Origin of the sequence: Mycobacterium sp. 852002-40037_SCH5390672 (genome assembly GCF_001665875.1) — a bacterium.
In the GTDB taxonomy this organism is placed as follows: Bacteria; Actinomycetota; Actinomycetes; order Mycobacteriales; family Mycobacteriaceae; genus Mycobacterium.
Genome location: NZ_LZTA01000049.1, coordinates 1 through 25,182 on the forward strand (window position 1 = coordinate 1; position 25,182 = coordinate 25,182).

Sequence of the window (25,182 nt, forward strand, 5' to 3'; positions counted from 1 at the left end):
CAACGACGCCACTCTGCAATCGGAGGCCATCCCCCAATCAGCAGACTGTCACCAACCTCTTAGCCCGGTACAGCTAGTCGGGGTACAGAGTCAGCGGTCGCCGGACGGCACAGCGCTGTGCAGCGTGCTCCTGTGACTCGTGGGGCCGCTGAGCCCGCCAGACTGGCGCGTGTCAAATATTTACCCGCGGATGGGAATAGTCGGGTGAACCACCTCGTCCTTGTATCCGTGGCAGTAGTTGGCAGCGCCACGAGTCGATATGGCAGTGCACTGGCGGCACCCTCAAAGCTGTTCGACCCAACCCGCCATCGAGGAGTAATGACATGAGCTCTGTTACTGGTGTATCGGGCATCGCGACCCGGCCCCTCTACGACGCGACCGACTCGCTGTTGCGTTTTGCCGTGCGTGCCGACGCCACGCTGACGGGACTGTGCGGTTTGACCATCGCCTTCCTCGCCGACCCGCTTTCGTCGTTGACCGGCCTGACGTCCTTCCAGGAATACGGCGTGGGCGTCTTGTTCGTGCTCGCCGGCCTGCTGGTGTTCAGCCTCGGGGCGCTGCCGGACGTGCGCCGTGTCGGCATCAGCGTCTTGGTGGTCAACGTCGCCTTCACGCTGGTGTCGATCCTGGCCGCGGAAGCGTTGCCGCTGACCGTCACCGGCGTCGCGTTGACGCTGGCCGGCGGTGCCTACACCGCGGTGTTCGCGGGGCTGCAATACCTGGGACTGCGTCGCCTCGCGGCGTGATCTGCCGTCCGGTTCCGCCGTGTGCGCCGCGTTAAAGCTTGCGCAGGCGCAGCCGGTTGATGGAGTGGTCGGCGTCTTTGCGCAGCACCAGGGTGGCACGCGGCCTGGTGGGAAGAATGTTCTCGACCAGGTTGGGGCGGTTGATGGAGCGCCAGATCTCGCGGGCGGCCGCGACCGCCTTGGTGTCGTTAAGCGCCGAGTAGTGGTGGAAGTGCGATTCGGGATCCGCGAAGGCGGTGCCGCGCATGGCCAAGAACCGCGACACGTACCACTGCTCGATGTCTTCGATTCGGGCGTCGACGTACACGCCGAAGTCGAACAGGTCCGACACCATCAGGGTCGGACCTGTCTGCAGAACGTTGAGGCCTTCCAGGATCAGGATGTCGGGGTGCCGGACCACATGCTTGGCCCCGGGGATGATGTCGTATTTCAGGTGCGAATACACCGGCGCGCACGCGTAGTCCGACCCGGATTTGACCGAGGTCACGAACCGCATCAGCGCACGACGGTTGTAGCTTTCCGGGAACCCTTTGCGATGCATCAGGTTTCGCCGGTCCAGCTCAGCATTCGGATACAGAAAGCCGTCGGTGGTGACCAGGTCTACTCGCGGGTGGTGATCCCAGCGCGCCAACAGTGCCTGCAGCACACGGGCGGTCGTCGACTTGCCGACGGCCACGCTGCCGGCCACCCCGATGATGAACGGCACCGGCCGGTCCGGGTTTTGCTGAGGTTCGCCGAGGAATTCGGCGGTGGCGGCGAACAATCGCTGCCGCGCCGCGACCTGCAGGTGAATGAGCCGGGCCAGCGGCAGATAAACCTCTTCGACTTCGAGCAAGTCGATTTGTTCACCCAAACCGCGCAGGCCGACCAGCTCCTCCTCGGTGAGGGCCAGCGGCGTCGACATACGAAGCGCACGCCATTGCTTTCGGTCGAACTCCACATAAGGGCTCGGCTCGCTAAGCCGCGGCATAGAGCAAGTGTTGCAGGGACGCCGAAAAGCCCGACGGCTGGGCTGGCGAAAAGTCAGCGCTGGATAGACTGGCGGCCGTGACTGCTGCACCTGACGCCCGCCCCTCGACGTCCCTGATGTCCGCCCCGCTGGCCGACGTGGACCCGGATATCGCCGAGCTGCTCGGCAAAGAGCTCGGCCGGCAACGCGACACGCTCGAGATGATCGCTTCGGAGAACTTCGTGCCGCGCTCGGTGCTGCAAGCCCAGGGCAGCGTGCTGACCAACAAGTACGCCGAGGGGTTGCCCGGGCGCCGCTACTACGGCGGCTGTGAGTACGTCGACGTCGTGGAGAACATTGCCCGTGACCGGGCCAAGGCGCTCTTCGGCGCCGACTTCGCCAACGTGCAACCGCATTCGGGTGCCCAGGCCAACGCCGCTGTCCTGCACGCGCTGATGTCACCGGGGGAGCGGCTGCTGGGTCTGGACCTGGCCAACGGTGGACACCTGACGCACGGCATGAAGCTGAACTTCTCCGGCAAGCTCTACGAGAACGGCTTCTACGGCGTCGACCCGACGACGCATCTGGTCGACATGGACGAGGTGCGCTCCCAGGCGCTGGAATTCCGCCCCAAGGTGATCATCGCCGGGTGGTCGGCCTATCCGCGGATCCTCGACTTCGCGGCGTTCGCGTCGATCGCCGACGAGGTCGACGCCAAGCTCTGGGTCGACATGGCCCACTTCGCGGGTCTCGTCGCGGCCGGATTGCACCCGTCTCCGGTGCCGCACGCCGACATCGTGTCGACCACCATTCACAAGACGCTCGGCGGCGGCCGCTCGGGGATGATCCTGGGCAAGCAGGAGTACGCCAAGGCGATCAACTCGGCGGTGTTCCCCGGCCAGCAGGGCGGACCGCTCATGCATGTCATCGCGGGCAAGGCCGTCGCGCTGAAGATCGCGAGCACTCCCGAATTCGTCGAGCGCCAGCAGCGCACGCTCTCCGGCGCGCGCATCCTCGCCGACCGGCTGTTGGCCGCCGACGTCGCGAAGGCCGGCGTGTCGGTGGTCAGCGGTGGCACCGACGTGCACCTGGTGCTGGTGGACCTGCGCAATTCCCCGCTCGACGGGCAGGCCGCCGAGGACCTGTTGCACGAGGTCGGCATCACCGTCAACCGCAACGCGGTGCCCAACGACCCGCGGCCGCCGATGGTCACGTCGGGTCTGCGGATCGGCACGCCCGCCCTGGCCACCCGCGGCTTCGGCGACGCCGAGTTCAGCGAGGTTGCCGACGTCATCGCCACCGCCCTGGCGGCAGGCAGCTCGGCCGACGTCTCGGGACTGCGCCAGCGCGTGACACGGCTGGCCCAGGAGTTTCCGCTGTATGAGGGCCTCGAAGACTGGGCGCTGGTCGGCCGCTAGCCCAGCATCGATCCGGCCGGACGGCCAGGTCGAGCGGGTTTGGGGACCGAAGTCACCATTGCCGCGACACGGCCCGGGCGATTTCATGAACCTGTGTATGCGGGTTACAGTTATCTCATGGCACAGAGACCTGTCGCGAACGCGCTGACCCTGGAACTCGAGCCGGTCGTCGAAGCGAACATCGACCGCCACCTGTCCACCGAGGAGCTCTGGTTCGCCCACGACTACGTGCCGTTCGAGCGAGGCGAGAACTTCGCATTCCTCGGCGGACGCGACTGGGACCCGTCGTCGATGACGTTACCGAGGCCTTTGACGGACGGCTGCGAGATCATGCTGCTGCTCAAGGACAACCTGGCCGCGCACCACCGCGAGCTGGTCGAGCACTTCATCCTGGAGGATTATTGGGGTCGCTGGCTGGGCCGGTGGACCGCCGAGGAGCACCTGCACGCCATCGCGCTGCGCGAGTATCTGGTGGTCACCCGGGAGGTCGACCCGACCGCCAACGAAGAGGCCCGCGTCCAGTACGTCATGAAGGGCTACCGCGCCGACACCTATTCGCAGGTGGAGATCCTGGTGCACCTGGCCTTCGTCGAACGCACCCACGCCGTGTTCTGCGAAAACCTGGCCGCGCAACTCGAGGAGCCCATCCTGGCCGGTCTCGTCGACCGGATCGCCCGCGACGAGCGGCGCCACGAAGTGTTCTTCTCCAACCTCGTCGCGCACTGCCTCGAGTACACCCGCGACGAGACGATCGCGGCGATCGCCGCCCGCGCACCCGACGTGGACGTGCCCGGCGCCGACATCGACGCGTACCTGGACAAGGTGCGCAACGTCGAGAAGGCAGGCATTTTCGGTCCGCAGCAGCTGCGTCAGGCGATCTCTGACCGCATCGCCGCATGGGGACTCGCGGACGAACCTGAACTGCGGCAATTCGTCGTCGGCTAAGCCGGCCTGTACACGCCTCGCAATATTTGCCACCCGCTGACAGTGGTCGCGGCTCGCAACGTCGGCGCGCCTGCAGAGCGGGCACACGGCCACCGGAGTAGCGTCGTTCTCGATGGTCAGCGTCATGCTTTGCTGCCAGGGCGGCACCTCCCGTCACCACAACGGAAGGACCGGCCCCGGTCCTGGTGCTGCGGTTCCCGTCGACATGCCTGTGCGGGTCCGCGCGGGCTCATCCCGCTCGAGGAGCGCTACGTGACCGAAATCCGGACCTACGTGATCGACACTTCTGTGCTGCTGTCCGACCCCTGGGCGTGCAGCCGGTTCGCCGAACACGAGGTGGTTGTTCCGCTGGTGGTGATCAGCGAGCTGGAGGCCAAACGCCACCATCACGAGCTGGGATGGTTCGCCCGACAGGCGTTGCGGCTGTTCGACGATCTTCGGCTCATGCACGGACGGCTGGATCAGCCCATTCCCGTTGGGACACAGGGTGGTTCGCTGCATGTTGAGCTCAACCACACAGACCCGGCGGTGCTGCCGGCGGGTTTCCGCGGCGACAACAACGACTCCCGGATCCTGAGCTGTGCCGCCAACCTGGCCGCCGAGGGCAAGCGAGTTACGTTGGTCAGCAAGGACATTCCGCTTCGGGTCAAGGCCGCTGCGGTGGGGCTGGCCGCCGACGAGTACCACGCCCAAGACGTGGTGGTCTCCGGGTGGTCGGGAATGTGCGAGATCGAGACCGCGACCGAGGACATCGGCGCACTGTTCACCGATGGCGAGATCGACCTGGTGGAGGCGCGAGACCTGCCCTGCCACACCGGCGTTCGCCTGCTCGGCGGCGGCTCTCATGCGCTGGGCCGGGTCAACGCGGACAAACGCGTCCAGCTGGTTCGCGGTGACCGGGAGGTGTTCGGACTGCGCGGGCGGTCCGCCGAACAGCGGGTAGCGCTCGACCTGCTGCTCGACGAGTCGGTGGGTATCGTGTCGCTGGGTGGCAAGGCCGGCACCGGCAAGTCGGCGCTCGCGTTGTGCGCCGGCCTGGAGGCGGTGCTGGAGCGGCGTACCCAGCGCAAGGTGGTGGTCTTCCGGCCGCTCTACGCCGTCGGCGGCCAAGAGCTGGGGTATCTGCCGGGCAGCGAGAGCGAAAAGATGGGCCCTTGGGCGCAGGCGGTCTTCGACACCCTCGAAGGTCTGGCCAGCCCGGCGGTGCTGGAGGAAGTGCTGTCCCGCGGCATGCTCGAAGTGCTGCCGCTGACCCACATCCGGGGCCGGTCACTGCACGACTCGTTCGTCATCGTCGATGAGGCGCAATCGCTGGAGCGCAACGTCCTGCTGACCGTGCTGTCCAGGTTGGGCACCGGATCGCGGGTGGTGCTGACGCACGACATCGCGCAGCGCGACAATCTGCGGGTGGGCCGCCACGACGGGGTCGCCGCGGTGATCGAGAAGCTCAAGGGGCATCCGCTGTTCGCCCACATCACCCTGTTGCGCAGCGAGCGTTCGCCGATTGCCGCCCTGGTCACCGAGATGCTCGAGGAGATCGCCGGCCCGCAGTGAGGGGCCTGACCAGCGCGCCCGGCCATGGCTGGGCCTGCCTTCGATAAACTTCCACGGTGGCGAAACGACCCGACACCCAGGCCTGGCGCTACTGGCGCACGGTTGTCGGTGTGGTGGCGGCCGTCGCGGTGCTGGTGATCGGCGGGCTCACGGGTCATGTGACGCGGGCCGACGACCTGAGCTGCTCGGTCGTCAAGTGCGTCGCGTTGACCTTCGACGACGGGCCGGGCCCGTTCGACGAGCGGCTCCTGCAAATCCTGAAGGCGAACGACGCCAAGGCCACCTTCTTCCTGATCGGCAACAAGGTGGCCGCCAACCCGGCGGGGGCCAAGCGCATCGCCGATGCGGGGATGGAAATCGGCAGCCACACCTGGGAACACCCCAACATGACCACGGTCCCGCGCGAAGACCTCGCCGCCCAGTTCTCGAGGGCCAACGACGCGATCACCGCCGCGACCGGCCGCACCCCGAACCTGTATCGGCCCGCGGGTGGATTGTCCGACCCGGTGGTGCGCCAGACCGCCGGCCAGTTCGGGCTGGCCGAAATCCTCTGGGACGTCATACCTTTCGATTGGGCGAACGACTCGAATACGGCGGCGACACGCTACATGCTGATGACCTACATCAAGCCGGGCTCGGTGGTGCTGTTCCATAACACCTACTCGAGCACGGTGGATCTGGTGTATCAGTTCATTCCGGTGCTCAAAGCCAATGGCTACCGGCTGGTGACCGTGAGCGATCTGCTGGGTCCCCGGTCGCCCGGCAGCAGTTACGGCAGCCGCGAGAACGGTCCGCCCGTCAACAGGCTGCACGACGTCCCGCCCGGCGACATCCCCACGCTGCCCAACACGCCCTCGCCGAAACCGATGCCCAACTTCCCGATCACCGACATCCCAGGGCAGAACTCCGGCGGGCCGAATAATGGTGCGTAGCGCTGATTTCGGACTACACGCGACTACCGTTATAGGGTGATCATCGTGGGCCGGCTTCGGGACAGGCTTTCGCCACAACGGGGTGGCCCGGCGCAGCAGCCCGCCACAAGGCAACCAAAGTCCTTTCGACGGTGGCAGTTTCAATACGGGTTCGACCTGAGCTTGTCCTACGTCTTGGCCGTCGTCGAAGCGGCCGCCATCCTGATTCCCCTGCGGGGACACACTTCCGTCGGTGACAGCTCGGACTTCGCGCGGCAGAACACGGCACCGGTGGTGCTGCTCGTCGTGCTGAGCATCATCGGCGTCACGGTGGCCGGAGCGGTGAGCCTGGCCCCCACCCTGCGCTGGTATGTCGCGGGCGACGATCCCACCCCGGAACAATGCGAAGCCGTGATGAAGCTGGCCGGCCGCCAGTCGGCGATCCTGGTGACGGCCTGGGCGTTCAGCGGCGGAATCTTCATCCTGTTGAACCTGGCTGGCGGCGCGCGACTTCTGCTGCCCATTGTGCTCGGTGTGGTGCTCGGCGGATCGGCGGCGGCGGCCACCGGGATGCTGCTCGCGCAACGCACCCTGCGGCCCATCATGCGCGCCGCCACCCTGGGCGCCGAGCCACGACTGACGGTACCCAGCGTGTACGCGCGACTGGTTCTGTTGTGGTTCCTGTGCAGCGCATTCCCGATCGCCGTGATCGCGACGCTGGTGGTCCTCCGTTCGTACGGGTGGCTGATCGAGAAGTCGGCATCGTTGGATGTGCCGATTCTGGTGGTGTCGCTGGCGGCGTTGGTGCTGGGATTGCCGACGATGATGTTGACCTCGCGGTCCATCTCGGATCCGATCGGCGAGGTCGTCGATGCGATGGCAGAGGTCGAGCATGGCCGCATGGAGACATACGTCGGGGCCTACGAGCGCTCCCAAATCGGCCGTCTGCAAACAGGATTCAACCGGATGGTAACCGGACTCGCCGAGCGAGATCGGCTGCGTGATTTGTTCGGACGCCACGTCGGGGCCGACGTCGCACAGCGCGCGCTCGACGAGGGGGCATCCCTGTCGGGAGACGTGGTCGAAGCGGCAGTGCTTTTCATCGACCTGGTGGGCTCCACCCAGCTCGCCGAAAGTCGCCCCCCGCAAGAGGTGGCCGAGGTGCTCAACGACTTCTTCCGCATCGTCGTGCACGCCGTCGACGAACACCACGGGCTGATCAACAAATTCGCCGGCGATGCCGCACTGGCGGTCTTCGGGGCGCCGTTGCCGACGAGCGAACCGGCATCGTCTGCGTTGGCGACCGCCCGTGCGCTCGGCTCCCGGCTGCGTCGGTTGCCGGTCGATTTCGGCATCGGCGTCTCAGCGGGGCGGGTCTTCGCCGGCAACGTCGGCGCCGAAAACCGGTACGAATACACCGTGATCGGTGACGCCGTCAACGAAGCCGCGCGGCTGGCCGACCTCGCCAAAACCTCCGACCGGCGGATCCTGTGTTCGGCCGACGCCATCGATGCCGCGGGCGAGACCGAGCGCGCGCAGTGGGCCCAATGCTATTCCACGGTACTGCGCGGGCGATCCGAGGCCACCCACGTATCGGCGCCCACCGGCCCGGCTAGCTAGCCGGGCCAACTCGCGTCAGGACTTCGAGACCTTCAGCGCGGCAATGATCTTCCCGATGAGCCCCGCCGAAGCAGCGTCACCGATGGGTGTGCTGCCGATGAAGACGGTGACCGGCTTGGTGTCGACGGCGATGATGGTGACGGAGTCACCCTTGACGTTGCGACTGGGATCGGCGATCGTGACGTCGGCGTCGACACGGGCGGCCTTGGTGCCGTCGACGGTGATCGACGACGACTTCGTCGGTCCCAGCGTGGGTTGCGCGTTCGCGTAGCCGGGGCCGGCGACGATGCATTGCATCAACTTCGTGGCTTGCGCCGTAAGGTCCATGCTGGGAACGAAATTGGTGACGCCGACCTCGGCCGTCATCATCCACTGATTTGCCCCGGGCACGTCCTGGGCGACACCGAGCCCACCGATCAGGTTCGGGCCCTGGTCGTCGGAGAACACCGTCCACCCGGCCGGCGCCGCGCTGGCCGGGAACGAAAGCTTGCCGGCGGCGATCGAGTCGGTCCGGGGCATCTCACCGCCGGACACGTTCGGGGTGCAATCGGTCGCGTTCTGTGCGGAGTTCTTCGGCTGGGAGACCGACGTGCTCGTTGTCGAGGGCGCGGCGGCCGGCTTGTTGTCATGGCCGCCTCGCATTACCAGCAGTGTCGCGACCAGCGCGATCACCGCGAGGAGCACCAGAGCGGCGACGATCAACCACGGCAGCTTCGAGCCGCGCCCACCTGGCGGGGGCCCCGGGGGATAGGGTCCGCCCGGACCGCCCGGCGGAAACTGCTGTCCGGGTTGGGGATACTGCTGGTTCGGGTAGGCAGGGCCTGCCGGCGGGTACGGGTATGGGCCGCCCGGCGGGTAGGCGTAGGGACCGCCCTGCGGATAGGGTCCGGCACCACCCGGCGGGTAAGGGCCAGGACCGCCCTGCGGATACGGACCAGGACCGCCGGCCGGCGGCTGGCCGCCCCAATTCGGTTCCTGCCCATATGGATTGCTTCCGTAGGGCCCCTGACCGTAGGGACCTCCGGGAGGAGCCGTCATGGAAAACCACCCTTACTCTCGTCGACCACCGCCGTCACCCCCGGACGGTCGGCTCAGTCTTGCGGCTTGACCTTGGCCATCGCCAGCACGTCGAGCCGCCGGTCGAGCTCCTCGATCGACAACTTGTCGCCGATCAGGCCGCGGTCGATCACGGTTTGACGAATTGTCTTGCGCTCCTTGAGCGCTTGCTTGGCCACCGCGGCGGCCTCCTCGTAGCCGATCGCCGAGTTCAGCGGCGTCACAATGGACGGCGACGATTCGGCCAGCTCGCGCAGGTGTTCGACGTTGGCCGCCAGCCCGGTGATGCAGCGCTCGGCGAACAGCCTCGACACATTGGTCAGCAGCTTGAAGGACTCGAGGACGTTACGGGCCATCATCGGGATGTACACGTTGAGCTCGAAGGCGCCGTTTCCGCCGCCCCATGCGACCGCGGCATCGTTACCGATCACCTGCGCGGCGACCTGGGTAACCGCCTCGGGCAGAACGGGATTCACCTTGCCCGGCATGATCGAGCTGCCCGGTTGCAGGTCGGGCAGCTGGATCTCGGCCAGGCCGGTCAGCGGGCCCGACCCCATCCAGCGAACGTCGTTGGCGATCTTGGTCAGGGACACCGCGACGGTGCGCAGCGCGCCGGACGCCTCGACCAGCCCGTCGCGCGCCGCCTGCGCCTCGAAAGAGTTTGCCGCCGTGCGCAATTCACTCAGGCCGGTGGAGGCGATCAACGTCTCGACCACCTTGGCGCCGAAGCCGTCGGGAGCATTCAGGCCGGTACCGACCGCGGTGCCGCCAATGGCCAGCTCACCCAGCCGGGGCAACGTCGCGCGCACTCGCTCGATGCCCGCCTCGATCTGGCGGGCGTATCCACTGAATTCCTGCCCCAGCGTCACCGGAACGGCGTCCATCAAGTGGGTGCGGCCCGACTTGACCACGGTGTGCCACTCGCGGGCCTTGCCGGCCAGGGCGGCGTGCAGCACCTCGAGCGCCGGGATGAGATGACGCACGGCGGCCTCCGTGGCCGCGATGTGGGTTGCGGTGGGGAAGGTGTCGTTGGACGACTGCGACATGTTGACGTCGTCGTTGGGGTGCACCGTCACACCGTTGGTGGCCGCGATGCTGGCGATCACCTCGTTGGTGTTCATGTTGGAGCTGGTGCCCGAACCGGTCTGGAAGACGTCGATGGGGAACTGGTCGTCGTGCTGGCCGTCGGCGATCTGCGCCGCAGCGGCGATGATCGCGTCGGCCTTTTCCGGCGCCAGCAAGCCCAGGTCCTTGTTGACCTGCGCGCAGGCGCCCTTCAGCAGGCCCAACGCGCGGATCTGAGCGCGTTCCATGCCGCGGCCCGAGATCGGGAAGTTCTCGACAGCGCGCTGAGTTTGCGCGCGCCACAACGCTTTTGCGGGTACGCGAACCTCGCCCATGGTGTCGTGCTCGATGCGGTACTCGGTGTCGGCTACGTCTTCAGCGGCCATTTAGTGGCTTTCCTCGTTCTTCGATCGGTGGTCAGGGCAGGGGATAGGCGGCGGAGCTATCGCCGGTGAAGTCGATGGCGGAGTACTCGTTGAGCTTCGAAAGCCGGTGGTAGGCCTCGATCATCCGGACGGTTCCCGACTTCGACCGCATGACGATCGACTGTGTGGTGCAGCCACCGGGGTAGTACTGCACGCCCTTGAGCAGGTCGCCGCTGGTGACCCCGGTGGCGCAGAAGAACACATTCTCACCGGACACCAGGTCCTCGGTGGTCAGCACCTGATCGAGGTCGTAGCCGGCGTCGACGGCCTTCTGGCGTTCCTCGTCGTCGGTGGGGGCCAGCTGCGCCTGGATGGCGCCGCCCATGCACCGGATGGCGGCGGCGGCGATGATGCCTTCTGGCGTGCCGCCGATCCCGGCCAGCATGTCGGTGCCCGAGTGCGGGCGGCAGGCCGAGATGGCGCCGGCGACGTCGCCGTCGGTGATCAGCCGGATGCGGGCTCCGGTTACCCGGACGTCGTCGATCAGCTGGGCATGTCGCGGCCGGTCCAGGATGCACACGGTCATGTCGCGCACCGACAACGCCTTGACCTTGGCGACGGCCTTGATGTTCTCGGCGATCGGCGCGGTGATGTCGAGTACGTGTGCGGCCTCGGGCCCGACGGCGATCTTGTTCATGTAGAACACCGCCGACGGGTCGAACATCGCGCCACGGTCGGCCACCGCCAGCACGGAGATGGCGTTGGGCATCCCCTTGCTCATCAGCGTGGTGCCGTCGATCGGGTCGACGGCGAAGTCGCACTCCGCGCCGTCGCCGTTGCCGACCTCCTCGCCGTTGTAGAGCATCGGCGCGTGGTCCTTTTCACCCTCGCCGATGACGACGACACCGCGCATCGACACCGTGTTGACCAGCTCGCGCATCGCATCGACGGCTGCCCCGTCGCCGCCCTCTTTGTCGCCGCGGCCGACCCAGCGACCTGCGGCCATGGCACCGGCCTCGGTGACGCGTACCAGTTCCAAAGCCAGGTTGCGGTCTGGCGCCTCACCGCGCGGTCGCCCCTGCGCCGGGGCCCGGCCGGTGGCGGCGGTCGCGTGGTCGCCCTCAACTGTCATGGTTGCTGATTGTCCCAGAAGCGGATCGGTCCGCTGGAACTGGGATACTTGGGGGATGACGGAGGAGCCGCGGCTGAATGACCAGCTTGACGGGAACATAGCGGGCGCGCCGTCTCCGCAAGCTGGACCGGCGCCCAGGCCGGCGAAACCCCGGCTGTTGCAGGACGGCCGGGACATGTTCTGGTCCTTGATACCGCTGGTGATCGGGTGCATCGTGCTGGCCGGAATGCTGGGCATGTGCTCGGTTCAGCTCGGCAGCCACCAGGGCCCCATCCCGTCCTACGACGCGGGGGCGGCCCTGCGTGCGGACGCCTCGACGCTCGGCTTTCCCATCCGCCAACCGCAGCTACCCACCGGCTGGCAGGCCAACTCCGGCCACCGCGGCGGTATCCAGGGCGGGCGGACCGACCCCGCGAGCGGTCAACGGCTGAACGCGCCCGTCTCGGTCGTCGGGTACATCAGTCCGACCGGGTTGTATCTCAGCCTGACCCAGAGCAATGCCGACGAGGACAAGCTGATCAACTCGATTCATCCGTCGGCTTACCCCACCGGAACGGTCGACGTCGGCGGGACCGGTTGGGTGGTCTATCGGGGTTCCGGCCAGAACGGCGCAGACGCCGAGCCGGTATGGACGACCCGGCTCAGCGGTCCGGGCGGTGCGACCCAAATTGCGATAACCGGCGCCGGAAACACCGATCAGTTCCGTACGCTGGCGGCGGCGACGCAATCGCAACAGCCATTGCCAAGCCGCTAGAAGGGGACTCGCGTGACTGCACCAGAGGCTGATCTGTCCGGATGGTCGGTGGCGCCGTTCAGCGGTGGCGGATACACCCATGACGTCTATCGCAAGGGCGGCGGCCCCGGGGTGGTGCTGATTCCCGAGATCCCGGGGATTCATCCCGGTGTGCTCGCCTTGGGTAATCATCTGGTGGACAACGGCTTCACCGTTGCCATGCCGTCACTGTTCGGCGAGCCGGGCAGGGCCAAGGCAGCCGGTTACCTCGTCGGCGCCATCGGGCGGGCTTGTGTGGCAAGAGAATTCGCGGCATTCGCGACGAACAAGCAGCGACCGGTGGCGTTGTTCCTGCGTGCGCTGGCACGCGATCTCAACGCATCGACGCCGGGCAAGGGTGTCGGCGTCATCGGCCAGTGCTTTACCGGCGGGTTCGCGCTGGCCGCTGCGGTCGACGACAGCGTGCTGGCGCCGGTGCTTTCGCAGCCGTCGGTCCCGTTCCCGCTCGGCGCTGCGCGACGCCGTGACCCCGGCTTGAGCGAGTCCGAGCTGGCCACCGTGGCCGATCGGTGCGCCAACGACGGCCTGTGTGCCATGGGCCTGCGGTTCAGCGAGGACCGGGCGGTACCGGCTGAACGTTTCGCGGCGCTCAAGCAGCGCCTCGGCGACGCCTTCGAGGTGATCGACATCGATTCGGGTCCCGGCAATCAGCACGGCTTCAGCAAGATGGCGCACTCGGTGCTCACCGACGAGGTGCGCGAAGTCGAGGGCCACCCCGCCTACGAGGCCCGTAAGCGAGTGGTCGAATTCCTCACGCAACGCCTTTTCTAGGCTCGTTGAGAGGATTTTGCACGCGCATGGCAATCGACGACCTTGTGGTCGAAACCAACCACGGCCCGGTCCGGGGCATCGAAGAGGACGGCGTCAAGGCGTGGAAGGGCATTCGGTACGGGGCGGCGCCGGTGGGCGAGCTGCGTTTCCGGGCGCCCCAGCCGCCCGCGCGGTGCACCGAGGTCATCGACGCGACCGCTTTCGGGCCGGCCTGCCCGCAACCGGTATTTCCCAACATGCCATTGGATTTGGGCGCGCCGCAGGGTGAAGACTGCTTGCGGCTCAACGTCTGGGCCTCTTCGGACACCCAGCCCGGTGCTGCCAAACCGGTGATGGTCTGGCTGCACGGCGGCGCCTACGTCCTGGGGTCGAGCAGCCAGACCCTCTATGACGGCCGCAGACTGGTCAGCCACGGCGACGTCGTCGTGGTGACCGTCAACTACCGGCTCGGAGTGCTGGGTTTTCTCGACCTGTCGTCGTTGGACATCGGTGCGCGGCATTTCGACTCGAATGTCGGGCTGCGCGACGTGCTGGCGGCGCTGGAGTGGGTGCGCGACAACATCGCGGCCTTCGGCGGCGATCCGCAACGGGTCACGCTGTTCGGCGAGTCCGCCGGGGCCGGGATAGTCACCACGCTGCTGGCCAGCCCGCCGGCCGAGGGTCTGTTCGCCGGGGCGATCGCACAAAGCTCGCCGGCCACTTCCGTATACGACCGCGAACGTGCCGCCCGGGTGGCCCAGGCCTTCCTCGACCGGTTGCGAATCGCCCCGTCGGAATCCCAGCGGCTGGTCGATATCCCGATGGCGGCCATCCTGGCCGCGTCTCAACAGGTGTTCGACGAAGTGCCGGTGCGTAACCCGGGAACGCTGGCGTTCGTTCCGATCGTCGACGGCGACGTGCTGAGCGACTATCCGGTAAAACGCGCGCAAGAGGGTCGCTCACATCCTGTCCCGCTGATCATCGGCACCAACAAGCACGAGGCGGCGCTCTTCCGGTTGATGAGGTCGCCGCTGATGCCGATCACTCCGAGCGCGATCACCTCGATGTTCAACCAGATTGCCGCCGAACAACCCGATCTGCAGTTGCCCACCGAGGAGGAGATCGGTTCGGCGTATTCGCGATTACGGCGCAGGGCAAGGAGTTTGAGCATCGCAACCGACGTCGGCTTCCGGATGCCGTCGGTGTGGCTCGCCGAGGGGCACGCGCACGTGGCGCCGGTATTCCTGTACCGGTTCGATTACGCCACCCCGTTGCTGAAGCTGCTGATGGTCCGGGCCGCGCATGCCACCGAATTGCCTTACGTCTGGGGCAATCTCGGTGCGCCCAAGGATCCCACGCTGAAGCTCGGCGGTACCAAAACCGCCAAGGCGGTGTCTAAGAGGGTGCGCACCCGATGGATCAACTTCGCCGCGCACGCCACGCCCGCGGGACCCGCCGGCGAGCCGGAATGGCCCTCGTATGCGGAGAACGACCGTGCGTGTCTGATCATCGATCGTCGTGACGCCGTCGCGCACGACGTCGACGCCAACATCCGCGCGGCCTGGGGCAGCGAGATGGTGAGCTTCCGCTAGACGGATGCCTTGTCCGCCAGCGCTTGTCGCTTCATCTGGTCGAACATCTCGACGTAGTACGACAGACATTCCGACAGTGCCTGCTCGGTATTGAACAGGGGTTGGTAACCGAGGTCGCGGGACGCCTTGGCGGTGGAAAAGAAATTGTCCAGATACAGCCGCTCGACGGCGAGCGGCTCGAGCAGCGGCGCCGGTATCCCGAACCGGAAATGCAGCCGCTGCCAACCCGTCATCGCCGCACGCACGATGGGGCCGTTCACCCGGACCCGGGGCCACTTCTCACCGCACGCCTCGACCACCGGCCTGGCGAACTCGAACATGTTGATCGGCTCGGCGTCGTTGATGAAGTACGCCTGGCCGGGCGCGGTGCCGCCCGGCGTCAGGTGCTCGGCCGCCAGGATGAAACCGTGAATCAGGTTGTGTACGTAGGAGTTGTCCAACCGCGCTGATTTGCGGCCGATCAGCACCTTGACATGGCCGGCGATCACGCTTTCGAACAACTTGCGGAACATCGTTTGATCGCCCCGGCCCCAGATGCCGCTGGGCCGAATGGCACACGTCAAGAGTCCGTCAACACCGTTTTGGCCTAAGACGAAGCGCTCGGCGAGCACTTTAGTCTCGGTGTACAGGTCGTTGAACCGATTGGTGTAGGGCAGCGTCTCGTCGCCGCCGGCGATGTTCTGGCCGCCCATGACCACGCTGTTGGACGAGGTGTAGACGAAGCGCTGTACCCCGGCCGCCTGCCCGGCGCGGACCAGGTTCTCGGTGCCCCCGACGTTGACCCCGAAGCTGCGCTGCCGGTACTCGTCGGTCACCGACGCGCCGCCCATCAGGTCGATGATCGCCGCGGTGTGGAATACGGTGTCGATGCCGTCGACCGCTTGGGCGCATACGGCGGTGTCGGTGATGTCGCCCTGCAGCACCTGCAATTGCGGATGCGGCGGCAGCGGCGAGGGCGCCCGGTCGAAGGAGCGGACCTGATATCCGCGGTCGAGCAAGGTGGTGACCAGGTTGGCGCCGACGAAACCGGAGCCCCCGGTGACCAGGACGCGGCCGAGTTCAGCCGTCAGTGATGCATCACCCATAGTGCGGCTAGCTTAGCCGAGAAAAAATGTAACGTGTTCCAGTTTGGAGAGACATTTTCAATCAAGCCCCTTCGATACGAGCTGCTTCAGGCATCCTCGGCCTCGTCGGCCGCGAGTGCATCCTCGATTCTTTTGCGGGCGCCAGCTAAGTGTTCTTCGCAGCGTTTAGCCAGCTGCTCGCCCCTTTCCCACAGCTTCAGCGACTCATCCAAATCCAGGCCGCCCTGCTCGAGCACGCGGACGACTTCGATCAGTTCGTCCCGGCACGCTTCATATGCCAGGTGACTAATAGGTGTAATGGATTCGCCCTCTTCGGGGACGGCGGAGTCGCCCCCGCCGCCGTTTTTACGCGCCATCGGTCCGCCCTTCGCTCACCGCGGTCACGGCGCCGTCGGCCACCCGCACCCGCAGCCGGGTGCCCGCCGGGGCCTCGTCGACCGAACGGAGCACCTGGTTTGTTGTCGCCCCGATGGCTTGCACGACGGCGTAACCGCGGGCCAGGGTGGCCGCCGGGCCCAACGTCGCCAGCCGCGCGCTCAGGTGGCCGACGCGGTCGGTCTCGGTGGCGGCCAGCCGGACGATGTCCCGGCGAATCGACGACCGCGCGCGGTGCACCTCGTCGGCGCGCGCCATCAATGCCGCCAGTGGCTCGGCCAGCACCGGGCGGCTGCGTATCTGCGCCAGTGCCCGTTGCTCCCGGGTCACCCAGTTGCGCAACGCCTGGGCGCTGCGCCGGCGCAGGTCGCCGATCAGCCGCTGCTCGGCGACGGTATCGGGCACCACCTTCTTCGCCGCGTCGGTGGGAGTCGCGGCGCGCAGATCGGCGACCAGATCGCACAGCGGGTTGTCGGGTTCATGGCCGACCGCACTGATCACCGGGGTCCGGCACGCCGCGATGGCGCGGCACAGCGTCTCGTCGGAGAACGGCAGCAGGTCCTCCACACTGCCGCCGCCGCGGGCGATCACGATGACGTCGACCTCACCGTCGCGATCGAGCTCGCGCAGCGCGTCAACTATTTGCGCAACCGCACCCGGGCCCTGGACAGCGGTGTTGCGCACCGCGAATCGCACCCCGGGCCAGCGTGCGGCCGCGACGGTCGTCACGTCGCGTTCGGCGGCGCTGGCCCGACCGGTGATCAAGCCAATCATGTTGGGCAGGAAGGGGATCGGTCGCTTGAGCCGCGGATCGAAAAGCCCTTCGGCATCCAGCAGCCGGCGCAGCCGATCGATGCGTGCCAGCAGCTCGCCCACCCCGACGGCGCGAATCTCGCTGAGCCGCAACGAGAATGTGCCCCGGCCGGTGTAAAAGGATGGCTTGCCGCGTACCACCACCTGCGTGCCCTCGGCCAGCTTCACCGGCGCGTTGAGCACGATATCGCGGGGGCATGTCACTGTCAGCGACATGTCGGCGGCCGGGTCACGCAGCACCATGAACACGGTTTTGGAGTCCTGCCGCATCGAGATCTGGGCGAGCTGACCCTCCACCCAGACGGTGCCCAGCTTGTCGATCCAGCCCGCGACCCGGATGGCCACCGCGCGCACCGGAAAAGGGTTCTCGGCGGAATTTGGTTCGGAGGTAACGGCCGGGGTCACTTCGCGTTCGCGCGGGTGATCCTGTTGGCCAGCAGCGTCTGGAACGGTGCACGGCCCTTGGTGGCCTGTTCGTAGGCCAGCAGGGCTTCGAGTTCGTCGACGCTCAGCGATTGCAGACGCGCCCGCAGCTGCGCCAGCGTCAGCGAAGGGTAGTCCAGCTCGGTGACCACCGCGGGCTGCGGAACCGACGCGTTGGCGGCCGGCTTCTTCGATTGCCGCGCGGGCTTGGTCAGGGCGCTGGCGTCTTCGTGCGCGTCGGCCACCGAGTACAGCGCGAACCGGCCCTCGGCTCTGCGCTCGCCCTCACCGCCGTCTTGCACGGCGGTGTGCGCCCCGCCCATCGCGTCGTCCAGGTCCTCGTCGAAGGTCGCCCATTCCGGCTTCTCATCCTTGGGCGGGAAGATCGATTCGAGGGTGCTGTCGCCCTTGATCGCCAGCTCGGCGAGGTTCTGCTGAAAGCGCATCACGATGTGCGCCGCCTGGCTGGCCAATGTCATCGGGTACATCAGGATGGTTTTCGGCAGCCTGATGGTCTCTTCGACCGCGACTGTTGCCGCTCCGACCAGCAGCCGAACTCCATACGGTGCAGTGCCCATGGGTCCAAGATTGCCCTAAGCGGCGGCTAACTCCAAGCCCACCGGCGCGAGCTGGCAAGCCCGTGTCGGCAGTAAGTACCCTGGACGTCATGCCGCCGACTATCGACATGGGGATTCCCGGCGCGGTGCGATCGGTAGCCGGCGACCCAGCCCGTAAGCGAGTGCTTCTGGCCGAACCGCGCGGTTACTGCGCGGGCGTCGACAGGGCCGTGGAGACGGTGGAACGCGCACTGGAAAAACACGGGCCACCGGTCTATGTGCGCCATGAGATCGTGCACAACCGGCACGTGGTCACCACCCTGGAAAACGCCGGTGCGGTGTTCGTCGAAGAGACCGACGAGGTGCCCGAAGGGGCCATCGTGGTGTTCTCCGCGCACGGCGTCGCGCCCACGGTGCATGCCGCGGCAGCCGATCGGAACCTGCACACCATTGACGCCACGTGCCCCCTGGTCACCAAAGTGCACAACGAGGCCAGGCGATTCGCCCGCAACGACTACGACATCCTGCTCATCGGCCACGAGGGCCACGAGGAGGTCGTCGGCACCGCCGGCGAGGCGCCCGACCACGTGCAGCTGGTCGACGGGGTCGCCGCCGTGGACACCGTGACGGTGCGTGACGAGGACAAGGTGGTGTGGCTCTCGCAGACCACGCTGTCGGTCGACGAGACCATGGAGATCGTCGAGCGGCTGCGGCAGCGGTTCCCGAAGCTGCAGGATCCGCCCAGCGACGACATTTGCTACGCGACCCAGAACCGGCAGGTCGCGGTCAAAGCGATGGCGCCGGAGTGTGAGCTGGTGATTGTCGTCGGGTCCCGCAATTCCTCGAATTCGGTGCGGCTGGTCGAGGTGGCGTTGGGTGGCGGGGCCGCGGCCGCGCACCTGGTCGACTGGGCCGATGACATCGACCCGGCATGGCTGGAAGGCGTCACCACCGTGGGCGTCACCTCCGGGGCGTCGGTCCCCGAGGTCCTGGTTGAAGGGGTCCTGGCGCGGCTCGCCGAGTGCGGCTATGACGTGGTGCAGCCGGTCACGACGGCGCAGGAAACCCTGGTGTTCGCGCTGCCACGCGAGATCCGGTCAGTTCGCTGACGCGCTGAGCGCCTCAGACCGATGGTGGCGACCCGCTGCGCCCGGCTACGCCCTGTAGTGGCGACCCGCTGCGCCCGGCTACGCCGCGCTTGCGATCGCCACGGCTGCGCTTGCGATCGCCACGGCAGCGCTCGCGATCGCCACTAGACGTCGTACTCCCAGGATTCCGCGGGCGACCGTCCGTGCGACCGTCCGGGTGTCCGCGATCGGCTCCGGCGCTCGGTGTGCGGCTCGCGGGGCGGGTCTTGCGAACCGGCGCCTCGGTAGCGGACCTGCGAGATCGGGTGATGCGTCCCGTTTGACGGGGGCCGCCGGCTCCTCGGTTCATAGGACGGCTCATAGGGCTCGCGGCTGTCGTAGCGGCTCTCGTACCGGCTCCCGGAATTCGGGCCGCTCGGCGGGTCATATCTGTCCCCGTAGGACTCGAAGCCGTCGAATCGGCTGCTCCGCGGGGTGGGCCGCTCGTAGGGACTGCGGCGGGTGCGCGGTTCGCGACGCGGTTCCCGGGGCGACTGACCGCGCGTGTCGGGGTCGGCCTCCGGCCGGGGGCGCCGCCGGGGTCGCCGGGGTGGCTCGGCGGTGTCGTAATCGCGGCCTGCTGCGCTGTCGTAATCGCGGGCCGACGGGGCGCCTCGCCGGGTGCTGCGCCGCGGACGGTCGGGCCGCTCGACCGGTTCGGGCCCGTCACCCAAGGGCTCGCGGGAATGCCGGGAACTGCTCCGGGCCGAACGCGTGGCGGAGCGGGTGCTGCGGGTCGTGCGCCGGGTCCTCGACGAGGAGCGTGACGTGCGGCCGCGGCGGGAATCGGTGGTCTCGGTGTCGTCCGCGTCGGTATCGGACTGCAGCATTGACTGCGCCTTGGCGACGATGGCGTTGAAGAAGGACTTGACGTCGACACCGGCGGCGGACTCCGAAGCGTCTTCGGAGGTATTCGCCATTGTGCTTGTCTTGTAAGCGTTTCCGAAGTACCAGCGGGCCAGTCCGATCGCCAGCACGCCGCCGGCGGTGCCCAGCATCAGTGGGAAGCGCTCGATCAGCGGATAGCCGCAGTTGATGAGCAGGTCCTTGAGGCGGCCCACCTTGGCGTCGTGGAACAGCCAGTAGGCGCCCGGGACCGCGCCGAACAGGATCAGGGGCGGCTGGATGATCGTGGTGAAGATGCCGTCCTGGCGGACCGCCAGCACCGCCGCCACGCAGCCGGCTATATAGAAGCCGGCAAAGACGTGGGTCAGTTCCTTGTGACCAGCGTCGATTCCGTAGCCGATAGCAGTCGCGGTGACGGCGACAAGCAGGGCCGCGTACCAGGGGATACCTGGGATATTAGGGAGGATCGAACGGTGAGCACCCTCCACCGTCGAACTTGTCCGCTGTGCTGACACATGTAGACCGTACCGGGAATGGGCCGAAAGGCCCGTAAATACCTCGTAGGGATCCTGGGCGTGCCATGCCCGGGTGCACGATGGGCGGTGACCGATGGTCCCCGGCACCCATCGCCGTCAAGACCCCTAGACTTGGTTCCCCGTGAGCCTGAGCCTGGGAATAGTGGGGTTGCCCAATGTCGGCAAGTCGACCTTGTTCAACGCGCTGACCCGGAACAACGTGGTGGCGGCCAACTATCCGTTCGCGACCATCGAGCCGAACGAGGGCGTCGTCCCGCTGCCCGATCCCCGGCTGGACAAGCTGGCCGAGATGTTCAGTTCCGAGAAGATCGTGCCGGCCCCGGTGACGTTCGTCGACATCGCCGGAATCGTGAAGGGCGCCTCCGAGGGCGCCGGTCTGGGCAACAAGTTCCTGGCCAACATCCGCGAGTGTGACGCGATCTGTCAGGTGGTGCGGGTGTTCGCCGATGACGACGTCGTGCACGTCGACGGCAAGGTCGATCCTCGCTCCGACATCGAGGTGATCGAGACCGAGCTGATCCTCGCCGACATGCAGACCCTGGAGAAGGCCATACCGCGGCTGGAGAAGGAAGCCCGCAACAACAAGGAGCGCAAGCCCGTGCACGAGGCGGCTGCCGCCGCGGAGGCTGTGCTGGATTCAGGCAAGACGCTCTTCTCGGCCGGTGTCGACACCTCACTGCTGCGCGAGCTGAACCTGATGACCACCAAGCCGTTTCTGTACGTGTTCAACGCCGACGAGTCCGTGCTGACCGACGATGCCCGCAAGGCCGAGCTGTCCGCGATGGTCGCACCCGCGGACGCGGTGTTCCTCGACGCGAAGATCGAGGCCGAACTGCAAGAGCTGGACGACGAGTCGGCTGCCGAGCTGCTGGAGTCCATCGGGCAGACCGAGCGTGGACTAGATGCGTTGGCGCGGGCCGGTTTTCATACACTCAAGCTGCAGACCTACCTGACGGCCGGCCCAAAAGAGGCGCGCGCGTGGGTGATTCACCAGGGGGACACCGCGCCGAAGGCCGCCGGAGTGATTCACACCGACTTCGAAAAGGGCTTCATCAAAGCCGAAATCGTCTCCTACGACGACCTGGTCGCCGCGGGCTCGATGGCGGCGGCCAAGGCGGCCGGCAAGGTCCGGATGGAGGGCAAGGATTACGTCATGGCCGACGGTGACGTGGTGGAGTTCCGGTTCAACGTCTAGCCCGTGAGCCAGCGGGCACGTCTCGGGATAGTCCTTGTCCTCAACATCTCCCTGATCGCGGCGCTGGTCATCGTGGGTTTGGCCGCGCATTCGGTCGGGGTTATCGCGGCAGCGGGTGACACCGCCGGGGACTGCGCTGCGCTGCTTCTCGGTTTGATCGCCGTCGCTGTTCGAGACCGGTCCCGCCACCCGCGGCGCTCGTCGGCGATACCGGTGGTCGCGCTGATCAACGGCGCTGCACTCTTGGTTGTGTCCGTGCTGATCGCGGTGGAGGCGGTACGTCGGCTGATTCGTGGTGTCGCCGAGGTGCACGGCCTGGCGGTGTTGATTGTCAGCGCGGTGACGATGGCGGTGCTGTTGGTGGCTGCGTGGGTGCTCGGGGCTTCCGCCGTCAACGAGGACCTCCATCTGCGGTCCGTCCTGTTGGACACGCTCGCCGATGCCGCGGCGGCAGGCGCGGTTGCCGTCGCGGGTGCAGTGATCGCGCTGACCGGACGTGTCTTCTGGCTTGACCCCGTACTCGCGCTCGCCATCGCGGTTATTGCCGCGGTTCCCGCGAGCGCGCTCTGCCTGAAGGCCCTCGCCGCGATACGGGGCGCGGCAGTGGACTTCGCGGATGAGCAGGGCGCCTGACGTGGTGGAGTTCGGCTTCCGGCAACCTCTGGTCAGCAGAAGATGTAAGGCTCTTGCAGCTACGCACTTTGTCTAGGCCTTTCGGCTGGACAGGTGTCCAGCTATCGTGGCGACGGCACTATCAACCGAGACCGATAGGGATGGGCTTTAAATGGGGAAGGTTCCAACCCGCCAGGCGCGATTGGCACACGCGGCCAAGCACGCGGAGTTGTGGAACGCCGGCAAGAAGGACGAGTGGGTGGCATCGTGGCGCACGATCTGTCCGGGCGAGGTCCGCATGTTCGACCCCGTCGGCACGGAGGAAAAGCACGGTTTCGCTGCCGCCACGTCGGACGCGTTCGATATGTTCCAGTCGATCCTCAAGATCAAGATGATTACGGTTCAGGTCAACGGGAACGAGATGGCCTGGGTGTGCGAGAACCATTTCGGTGCCGAACCGAACGTGCAGATGGCATACAGCATCGAGACGTTCGCGTGGGACGGCGACGGCAACCTCCTGGTCAAGACCTACTATCCGATGCCGGAATCCGTGGGCGTCGAGGCCGATCCTTATGCCCACCTATTGGACGGGCAGAAGTAGTCCACGCTTGATATACGCCGTGTCGCAGGGCTAGAACTGGTAAGGCCTGGAGATCATCGGATGAGAGAGAATAGAAGGACCCCGCACCTGCGTAAGAGCGACTCGTGGTGAGGATGTGTGTAGGTGTCCACTGAGGATTTCGCCAACCAGCCCGGTGCTTCCAACGACCGGGCTTCTGAGCTCGACGAGCGTGAAAAGGCTCTTGATCATCGGGAGGCTGAACTCGCGAGACGCGAGTGGTTCGCTGATGAGCGAGACCGGCTCGCTGATGAGCGTGACTTCCTTGCCGGCCAGCGCGAGCGGATAGCAGACGAACGGGAGTTGCGTGCTGACGAACGTGAAGGCACCGCCGCGGACCGTGAAGTCGCGCGACTGCGGCGCATGGACGAGGGCGCGGAGCGCGACACGGCCACAGCCGAACGGGAGGAGGCAGACGTGTCCCGTGAAATGGCCGACAGCGAAAGGCGTGACGCCGAGGACTAATCCTCCGCCTCCAATGCTGCATTGTGTAGGAGATCGGCTGAGGGAGACGCGATGCGGTGGCGAGGTGTGTGTCACGTGGAGTTCGCGGTGTTGGACTACGACGACTCGATCGCGTTCTACGACGCGTTGTTCGGCTGGCTCGGCTACAGCAGCTTCTCGTCTCTCAACATGGAATACCAGTCGACGTATTACATGACGCGTAATGTCAACCCGCACAGCTATATCGGGATCCAGCCCGCGCGCACCGGCACGAAGCTGACCCACACCGACCAAGCGGTCGGCATCAACCACGTTGCGTTGTGGGCCCGAAGCAGGGCGGAGGTCGACCGATTTCATCGCGAATTCTTGGTCGAGCGCGGTGTCCCGGTCACCGATGAGCCGAAGGAGTACCCGCAGTACTGGCCGGGCTACTACGCTGTGTTCTTTGACGACCCGATCAATGGGATTCACTGGGAGCTGGCATGGCTGCCGAAAGTACCTACGCCCCGCCAACTTTGGTCGTTCTATCGCACGATTCGTGTTGTCGCCAAGAGTCGGCCGGACCTGGCGAACACAGTGGCCGGTGTCGCTTTGCAGGCCAGGAGGACCCTTCGGGCCCGATGATCGGCGCATCGGGTCACACCCTCGAATGGCGCGCCGGCCTTGTCGGAGTCGACGTTTAGATTCGGTGCTCAGATACGCACGTCGGCGGCACTGCTGTGACCTCGAGGGAGACCACATGAAGTTCATTTCGACCCGAATCATCACGACCGACGTCAAGCGACTCGTCGATTTCTACGAGATGGTCACCGAGGTTTCCGCGATCTGGGGGAATGAGCTGTTCGCCGAGATCCCGACGCCGATCGGGACGTTGGCCATCGGCAGCGACAAGACCGTTCCGCTGTTTGGAGAAGGATCCGCTGAACCCGCGGCCAACCGAAGCGCCATCCTGGAGTTCCTCGTCGAGGACGTGGACTCCGAATACGAGCGGCTCCGCGAGCGGGTGGCCGAGGTCGTGACGGAACCGACGACGATGCCCTGGGGAAACCGCGCGTTGTTGTTCCGGGATCCGGATGGAAACCTGGTCAACCTGTTCACGCCGGTGACCGAGGAGGCTCGCGCCAAGTTCGGAGTGTGACCGTCGGCGAAGTGAGCGGCCATCGCGCGCGTGACCCAAGGGCTCCAGACGAATCCGAATTACCACTTGCCCGGATTGCCCTCGAGGGAAATTCTTGGGAGATGGCGACTGTAAAACGGGCGGGGCAGCGGGCCAGGCGGTTTCCGACAGTGTTGGTGGGTGACGGATTGCTGCTGCTGTCCGCTCTGGGATTGGCCGCCGGCAGCGTCGCCGCCCAGGCGGCCCCGCCCCCGGCACCCACCGGCCACTGGTGTCCGGGTGATCAATGGAACCCAGCGTGGGGCAACGTCTTGGACTGGGACTGGAACCGCTGCCACGACTGGCAGCATCCGGGAGGCCCGACCGCCCCCGCGGGGTGGGGGCCCTGGGGACCCCCGCCGGCGTGGGCACCACCGCAGCCACCCCAACCGCAGTGGGCGCCGGGGGCGCAAATGATGTGGAACCCCACCGGTGCCGGTAACTGGGGCATCTGGAACAACGGAATATGGACTCCTGTCTGACCAGACGCCGCCGCTG

At 66.6% G+C, this 25,182-nt stretch carries 26 protein-coding genes; 17 read left to right on the forward strand and 9 right to left on the reverse strand.

The features are described from left to right. Positions 1-323 precede the first annotated feature (323 nt). On the forward strand, positions 324-746 hold the full coding sequence (locus tag A5782_RS08530) for a hypothetical protein (protein ID WP_067097873.1): 423 nt from the start codon (positions 324-326) through the stop codon (positions 744-746). Positions 747-777: 31 nt separating this feature from the next. On the opposite strand, the gene coaA is transcribed toward A5782_RS08530, so the two are convergent. Continuing rightward, positions 778-1,716 carry a type I pantothenate kinase gene (gene coaA / locus A5782_RS08535; RefSeq protein WP_007776625.1) on the reverse strand — a complete coding sequence of 313 codons (939 nt, stop codon included), beginning with the start codon at positions 1,714-1,716 and terminating at the stop codon, positions 778-780. A 116-nt stretch (positions 1,717-1,832) separates the two neighbouring features. On the opposite strand from coaA, the gene glyA reads away from it, so the two are divergent. The 5 genes from glyA (at position 1,833) to A5782_RS08560 (ending at position 8,143) form a co-directional block, all read left to right on the forward strand. Then, complete coding sequence (gene glyA, locus A5782_RS08540; protein WP_067097876.1) at positions 1,833-3,113, forward strand: serine hydroxymethyltransferase; 1,281 nt, start codon at positions 1,833-1,835, stop codon at positions 3,111-3,113. Positions 3,114-3,230: 117 nt separating this feature from the next. Continuing rightward, positions 3,231-4,058 carry an acyl-ACP desaturase gene (locus A5782_RS08545; protein WP_067098089.1) on the forward strand — a complete coding sequence of 276 codons (828 nt, stop codon included), beginning with the start codon at positions 3,231-3,233 and terminating at the stop codon, positions 4,056-4,058. Between the two features lie 252 nt (positions 4,059-4,310). After that, positions 4,311-5,612 carry a PhoH family protein gene (locus tag A5782_RS08550; RefSeq protein WP_067097879.1) on the forward strand — a complete coding sequence of 434 codons (1,302 nt, stop codon included), beginning with the start codon at positions 4,311-4,313 and terminating at the stop codon, positions 5,610-5,612. Positions 5,613-5,668: 56 nt separating this feature from the next. Next, positions 5,669-6,544 carry a polysaccharide deacetylase family protein gene (locus A5782_RS08555; RefSeq protein ID WP_067097882.1) on the forward strand — a complete coding sequence of 292 codons (876 nt, stop codon included), beginning with the start codon at positions 5,669-5,671 and terminating at the stop codon, positions 6,542-6,544. A gap of 156 nt (positions 6,545-6,700) precedes the next feature. Next, entirely contained in the window at positions 6,701-8,143 is a 1,443-nt protein-coding gene (locus A5782_RS08560) for an adenylate/guanylate cyclase domain-containing protein (RefSeq protein WP_067098092.1), read from the forward strand. A 15-nt stretch (positions 8,144-8,158) separates the two neighbouring features. On the opposite strand, the gene A5782_RS08565 is transcribed toward A5782_RS08560, so the two are convergent. From A5782_RS08565 to glpX, 3 genes are read right to left on the reverse strand one after another with little or no spacing between them, the layout of a single operon-like run. Continuing rightward, the gene (locus A5782_RS08565; protein WP_067097884.1) at positions 8,159-9,181 is read right to left on the reverse strand and encodes a hypothetical protein; all 1,023 of its coding nucleotides are present in this window, start codon (positions 9,179-9,181) and stop codon (positions 8,159-8,161) included. Positions 9,182-9,234: 53 nt separating this feature from the next. Beyond that, entirely contained in the window at positions 9,235-10,650 is a 1,416-nt protein-coding gene (locus tag A5782_RS08570) for a class II fumarate hydratase (RefSeq protein ID WP_067097887.1), read from the reverse strand. A 31-nt stretch (positions 10,651-10,681) separates the two neighbouring features. Next, positions 10,682-11,761, reverse strand: coding sequence for a class II fructose-bisphosphatase (gene glpX, locus A5782_RS08575; RefSeq protein ID WP_197694162.1), 1,080 nt, complete (start codon positions 11,759-11,761; stop codon positions 10,682-10,684). 55 nt (positions 11,762-11,816) lie between these two features. Between glpX and A5782_RS08580 the strand changes: the two genes are divergently transcribed. Genes A5782_RS08580 through A5782_RS08590 form a run of 3 tightly spaced genes read left to right on the forward strand, consistent with a single transcriptional unit; the run spans position 11,817 to position 14,896 of the window. Further along, positions 11,817-12,515, forward strand: coding sequence for a DUF4245 domain-containing protein (locus tag A5782_RS08580; RefSeq protein ID WP_067097890.1), 699 nt, complete (start codon positions 11,817-11,819; stop codon positions 12,513-12,515). 12 nt (positions 12,516-12,527) lie between these two features. Continuing rightward, positions 12,528-13,325 carry a dienelactone hydrolase family protein gene (locus A5782_RS08585; RefSeq protein WP_067097893.1) on the forward strand — a complete coding sequence of 266 codons (798 nt, stop codon included), beginning with the start codon at positions 12,528-12,530 and terminating at the stop codon, positions 13,323-13,325. A gap of 26 nt (positions 13,326-13,351) precedes the next feature. After that, positions 13,352-14,896, forward strand: coding sequence for a carboxylesterase/lipase family protein (locus tag A5782_RS08590; RefSeq protein WP_067097895.1), 1,545 nt, complete (start codon positions 13,352-13,354; stop codon positions 14,894-14,896). Here A5782_RS08590 and A5782_RS08595 read toward each other — a convergent pair. From A5782_RS08595 to A5782_RS08610, 4 genes are all read right to left on the reverse strand, one after another. Next, positions 14,893-15,981, reverse strand: a complete 1,089-nt coding sequence (locus A5782_RS08595) for an NAD-dependent epimerase/dehydratase family protein (protein ID WP_067097898.1) — start codon at positions 15,979-15,981, stop codon at positions 14,893-14,895. The genes A5782_RS08590 and A5782_RS08595 overlap by 4 nt on opposite strands. An 86-nt stretch (positions 15,982-16,067) precedes the next feature. Next, a complete protein-coding gene (locus tag A5782_RS08600) occupies positions 16,068-16,337 on the reverse strand; it encodes an exodeoxyribonuclease VII small subunit (RefSeq protein WP_067097901.1) in 270 nt (89 codons plus the stop codon). After that, positions 16,327-17,574 carry an exodeoxyribonuclease VII large subunit gene (gene xseA / locus A5782_RS08605; protein WP_067097902.1) on the reverse strand — a complete coding sequence of 416 codons (1,248 nt, stop codon included), beginning with the start codon at positions 17,572-17,574 and terminating at the stop codon, positions 16,327-16,329. The genes A5782_RS08600 and xseA overlap by 11 nt, the downstream gene beginning before the upstream one ends. Beyond that, positions 17,571-18,170 (reverse strand): lipid droplet-associated protein, encoded by a 600-nt coding sequence (locus tag A5782_RS08610; protein ID WP_067097906.1) that lies wholly within the window; start codon positions 18,168-18,170, stop codon positions 17,571-17,573. The genes xseA and A5782_RS08610 overlap by 4 nt, the downstream gene beginning before the upstream one ends. 89 nt (positions 18,171-18,259) lie before the next feature. On the opposite strand from A5782_RS08610, the gene A5782_RS08615 reads away from it, so the two are divergent. Continuing rightward, entirely contained in the window at positions 18,260-19,258 is a 999-nt protein-coding gene (locus A5782_RS08615; RefSeq protein ID WP_067097909.1) for a 4-hydroxy-3-methylbut-2-enyl diphosphate reductase, read from the forward strand. A gap of 143 nt (positions 19,259-19,401) precedes the next feature. Here the strand turns inward: A5782_RS08615 and A5782_RS08620 are convergent, their stop codons facing one another. Next, positions 19,402-20,637, reverse strand: coding sequence for a DUF6542 domain-containing protein (locus A5782_RS08620; RefSeq protein ID WP_197694163.1), 1,236 nt, complete (start codon positions 20,635-20,637; stop codon positions 19,402-19,404). A 142-nt stretch (positions 20,638-20,779) separates the two neighbouring features. Here A5782_RS08620 and ychF point away from each other — a divergent pair, with 142 nt between their 5' ends. From ychF to A5782_RS25285, 7 genes are all read left to right on the forward strand, one after another. Beyond that, entirely contained in the window at positions 20,780-21,853 is a 1,074-nt protein-coding gene (gene ychF, locus A5782_RS08625; protein WP_067097920.1) for a redox-regulated ATPase YchF, read from the forward strand. A 3-nt stretch (positions 21,854-21,856) separates the two neighbouring features. Further along, entirely contained in the window at positions 21,857-22,486 is a 630-nt protein-coding gene (locus tag A5782_RS08630) for a cation transporter (protein WP_067097923.1), read from the forward strand. 151 nt (positions 22,487-22,637) lie between these two features. Beyond that, on the forward strand, positions 22,638-23,066 hold the full coding sequence (locus A5782_RS08635) for a hypothetical protein (protein ID WP_067097926.1): 429 nt from the start codon (positions 22,638-22,640) through the stop codon (positions 23,064-23,066). A gap of 123 nt (positions 23,067-23,189) precedes the next feature. Continuing rightward, a complete protein-coding gene (locus A5782_RS08640) occupies positions 23,190-23,549 on the forward strand; it encodes a hypothetical protein (RefSeq protein ID WP_067097930.1) in 360 nt (119 codons plus the stop codon). 51 nt (positions 23,550-23,600) lie between these two features. Beyond that, positions 23,601-24,152 carry a VOC family protein gene (locus tag A5782_RS08645; protein ID WP_067097934.1) on the forward strand — a complete coding sequence of 184 codons (552 nt, stop codon included), beginning with the start codon at positions 23,601-23,603 and terminating at the stop codon, positions 24,150-24,152. Positions 24,153-24,267: 115 nt separating this feature from the next. Next, positions 24,268-24,666, forward strand: a complete 399-nt coding sequence (locus A5782_RS08650; RefSeq protein WP_067097938.1) for a VOC family protein — start codon at positions 24,268-24,270, stop codon at positions 24,664-24,666. 101 nt (positions 24,667-24,767) lie between these two features. Then, a complete protein-coding gene (locus A5782_RS25285; protein ID WP_197694164.1) occupies positions 24,768-25,166 on the forward strand; it encodes a hypothetical protein in 399 nt (132 codons plus the stop codon). Positions 25,167-25,182: the final 16 nt, after the last annotated feature.